Source organism: Microbacterium sp., assembly GCF_035277845.1.
In the GTDB taxonomy this organism is placed as follows: Bacteria; Actinomycetota; Actinomycetes; order Actinomycetales; family Microbacteriaceae; genus Microbacterium.
Genome location: NZ_DATEJS010000099.1, coordinates 1 through 4,154, shown reverse-complemented (window position 1 = coordinate 4,154; position 4,154 = coordinate 1). Strand labels below are relative to the sequence as shown.

General features: G+C 70.0%; 2 protein-coding genes. Both read left to right on the top strand.

Annotation, left to right across the window (positions count from 1 at the left end):
• Positions 1-491 precede the first annotated feature (491 nt).
• Positions 492-2,312 (top strand): ABC transporter ATP-binding protein, encoded by a 1,821-nt coding sequence (locus VJR25_RS04300; protein WP_324112880.1) that lies wholly within the window; start codon positions 492-494, stop codon positions 2,310-2,312.
• Entirely contained in the window at positions 2,309-4,120 is a 1,812-nt protein-coding gene (locus tag VJR25_RS04295; protein WP_324112878.1) for an ABC transporter ATP-binding protein, read from the top strand. Before VJR25_RS04300 ends, VJR25_RS04295 begins: the two co-directional genes overlap by 4 nt.
• Positions 4,121-4,154: the final 34 nt, after the last annotated feature.

Sequence of the window (4,154 nt, the reverse complement as noted above, 5' to 3'; positions counted from 1 at the left end):
CCTCGGCATCCCCGCGGACGCCGCCGGGCTCGTCGCCTGGTCCGCCCGCACCGCGCCCTGGCGCAGCTACCTGACCGCCCATCTGTGGCGGACCGTGCCGGCTCGGCTCGGCCCGGCCCGGCCCGTGAAGCACAGCCTGCTGCAGCGGGAGGCCGCCGCCTGACGATCGAGCGCACTCGGGAATACCGGGGCTTGTGTCCAGCGTTCGCTCAGGTATAGGCTGGAGGGCTGTCGCGTTCCACGGAACCGGCATCCACCGTCCCACGATCCGAGGAGGAAGCCATGATTCCGACCGCCGCTGCCCAGCCGGTCTCCGCACTCCCGATCGTCCCCGGACGGTACCGGGCCTAGCGTCCGAGACACCCCCGGCTGAGGTTCAGCGCACCGAGGCGGTGCGCAGCACCCGATCTTCGGCGTCCCCGCGACGCCCCGCTCACCGTCGCCCCGGCACGTGCCGATGGGCGGCATCCGTCACCGATCCCACAAGGAACATGACTTCTTCGTCGTCGCAGAAACCCTCGGAGCGCCTGTCCACCATCCGGTCCCTGGCGCGCCTCTATCCGTTCTTCAAACCGATGCTGCCCCGCTTCGTCGGCGGCCTGTTCACCGCGCTCGCGGCGGCCCTGATGTCGCTCATCATCCCGCTGGTGCTGCAGGCCACCGTCGACGGGCCCATCGCCGACGGCGACGTCCCGCTCATCGTGTGGGCGTCGCTCGGCGTGCTCGTGCTCGGCGTGCTGGAGGCGCTGTTCGTGTACCTCCGCCGCGTCTTCGTGCTCACCCCGGGCACCGCGGTGGAGTACGAGATCCGGCAGAAGTTCTACCGCAGCCTGCAGCGGCTGCCCGTGGCGTTCCACGACCGCTGGCAGTCCGGCCAGCTGCTGTCGCGCATGATGCAGGACATCAACCTGATCCGGCGCTGGATCGTGTTCGGCCTGCTGCTGCTGGTCGTGAACATGCTCACGATCGCCATCGGCACGCTGCTGCTGTTCCGCTGGCACTGGCTGCTCGGCATCACGTTCCTCGCGATCTCGATTCCGCTGTGGTGGTTCGGGTTCGCGTTCGAGCGCAAGTACGGCCTGCTCGCCCGGCAGAGCCAGGACCAGGCCGGCGACCTCGCGACCGCGGTCGAGGAGAGCGTGCACGGCATTCGCGTCCTCAAGGCCTTCGGCCGCGGCGGGCACGCGCTCGCCAAGTTCCGCCGCCAGGCCGAGAGCCTGCGCGCCACCGAACTCGGCAAGGCGAAGGAGGTCGGCATCCTCTGGTTCTGGCTCGAGGTCATGCCGATGATCGCGTTCGCGGTGTGCCTGCTCGAGGGCATCTGGCTGGTCAGCACCCGCAGCCTCACCGTCGGCGACCTGTTCGCGTTCTTCGCCATGGCGACGGCGCTGCGCTGGCCGATGGAGTCGCTCGGGTTCCTGTTCTCGTTCCTCGTCGACGCCCGCACGGCGACCGACCGCGTGTTCGACGTGCTCAACGAGCAGAACGACATCGTCGACCCGGAGCACCCGAAGACGATCGCCGAGCCCCGGGGCGAGCTCGCGTTCCGCGGGGTGCACTTCCGGTATCAGGATGCCCGTGCGCACGAGCGCGACCTGCTCGACGGTGTCGACCTGGTGCTGCGCCCCGGCGAGACCATGGCGCTCGTCGGTCTCACCGGCAGCGGCAAGACCACGCTGACCACCCTGCCGACGCGCCTGTACGACGTGACCGGGGGAGCGGTCGAGCTCGACGGCGTCGACGTGCGCGACCTGCGGCTCGACGAGCTGCGCCGGCACATCTCGATGGCGTTCGAGGATGCCACCCTGTTCTCGGCATCCGTGCGCGAGAACGTGCTGCTCGGCCGCGACGACCTCGACGTGCACAGCCCGGAAGCGGATGCCGTGCTCGACGAGGCCCTGCGGATCGCGCAGGCGCAGTTCGCGTACGACCTGCCCGAGGGCGTGGACACCACCGTCGGCGAGGAGGGCCTGTCGCTCTCCGGCGGCCAGCGGCAGCGGCTGGCGCTGGCCCGTGCCGTCGCGGCGAAGCCCGCGGTGCTCGTGCTCGACGACCCGCTGTCGGCGCTCGACGTCGACACCGAGGCGCTCGTGGAGGCGGCGCTGCGGCGGGTGCTCGCGACGACGACGGCGCTCATCATCGCGCACCGGCCCTCGACGGTGGCGCTCGCCGACCGGGTGGCCGTGCTGCAGGACGGCCGCGTCACCGCGGTCGGGACGCACAGCGAGCTGCTGGCATCCAGCCCCCATTACCGGCATGTGATCTCGAGCCTCGAAGCCGAGCAGAAGAACGAACTGGAGGTGACCCGATGACCGACATCCAGGGCACCGCGGGAGAAGACCGCCACATCTACACCAAGGCGGAGAGCCGCATCATCCGGCGCCGCTCCATGCGGCTGCTGGGCGCCCTGCTGCAGCCCATGCGGCGCCTGATGACGCTGTCGATCGTCGTGGTCGTGGTGTCCACCGGCCTGCGCGTGCTGGGCCCGGCGCTCATCGCGTACGGCATCGACACCGCGCTGCCGATGGTCGTGCAGGATGCCGACTGGATGCCGGCGGCCGGCGTCACCGTGCTGTACCTCGTGTCCGGCATCGTCGGCGCGCTGCTCATCGGCTGGTTCGTGGTGCTGTCCGCGAAGCTGACCCAGGCGATCCTGATGGACCTGCGCACCCGGATCTTCCGGCACACGCAGCTGCTCAGCCTGCAGTTCCACGAGTCGTACACGTCGGGCCGGATCATCTCGCGTCAGACGAGCGACCTCGAGTCGATCCGGGAGCTGCTCGACGGCGGCCTCAACCAGCTGGTGCAGGGCGCGTTGTACGGCGTGTTCACGCTCGTCGCGCTGTTCCTGCTCGACTGGCAGTCCGGTCTCGTGCTGCTCGCGATGGGCGTGCCGCTGTCGTTCCTGATGCGCTGGTTCTACCGGCAGTCGCAGAAGGGGTACCGCGAGTCGCGGGTCGTGTCGGCCCGGCTCATCGTGCACTTCGTCGAGACGATGACCGGCATCCGCGCAGTGAAGGCGTTCCGCAAGGAGCCCCGCAACGACGTCGAGTTCGGGGAGGTGTCGGCCGAGTACCGGCGCGTGAACCTGTGGCTCGTGAAGCTGTACGGCATCTTCGACCCCGCCCTCATCCTGCTCGCGAACATCACGATGGCGGTCGTGCTGGTGTGGGGTGCGATCCGAGTCGTCGAGGGCGGACTGCTCATCGGAACCCTGCTCGCCGCCGTGCTGTACGTGCGCAACTTCTTCAGCCCGCTCGAGGAGGTGGCGACCTTCCTGAACTCGTACCAGTCGGCCGCGGCCGCGCTCGAGAAGGTGTCGGGCGTGCTCGAGGAGCAGCCGTCGGTGCCGGAGCCCGCCCAGGCGGTGAAGCTCGCGGATGCCCGTGGCCATCTGCTGTTCGACGAGGTGGAGTTCGGGTACGGCGGCGGCCGTGTCATCCTGCCCGACTTCACGCTGGACCTGCCCGCCGGGCAGACCATCGCGCTCGTCGGCACCACCGGCGCCGGGAAGTCCACGCTCGCGAAGCTCGTGTCGCGGTTCTACGACCCGACGCGCGGTTCGGTGCGCCTCGACGGCGTCGACCTGCGCGACCTGTCGTCGGCGGACCTGCGCCGCGCGATCGTGATGGTCACGCAGGAGGCGTACCTCTTCTCGGGGACCGTCGCCGACAACATCGCGCTGGGCAAGCCGGATGCCACGTTCGAGGAGATCCAGGCGGCCGCCCGCGCGGTGGGTGCGGACGCCTTCATCCAGGCGCTGCCCGACGGGTACGACACGGACGTGAACAAGCGCGGCGGCCGTGTGTCGGCGGGTCAGCGGCAGCTGATCTCGTTCGCGCGGGCGTTCCTGGCGAACCCGGCGGTGCTGATCCTCGACGAGGCCACGGCATCCCTCGACATCCCGTCAGAGCGGCAGATCCAGGACGCCCTGCAGACCCTGCTCGCCGACCGCACCGCGATCATCATCGCGCACCGCCTGTCGACGGTCGCGATCGCCGACCGCGTGCTGGTCATGGAGCACGGCCGCATCATCGAGGACGACGCCCCCGACGCCCTCATCGCCGGCACCGGCAAGTTCGCCCAGCTCCACAGCGCCTGGCGGCAGTCGTTGGTGTAGCTCCGGTTCGCGGGGAATGCCGCAGGGGCCGATC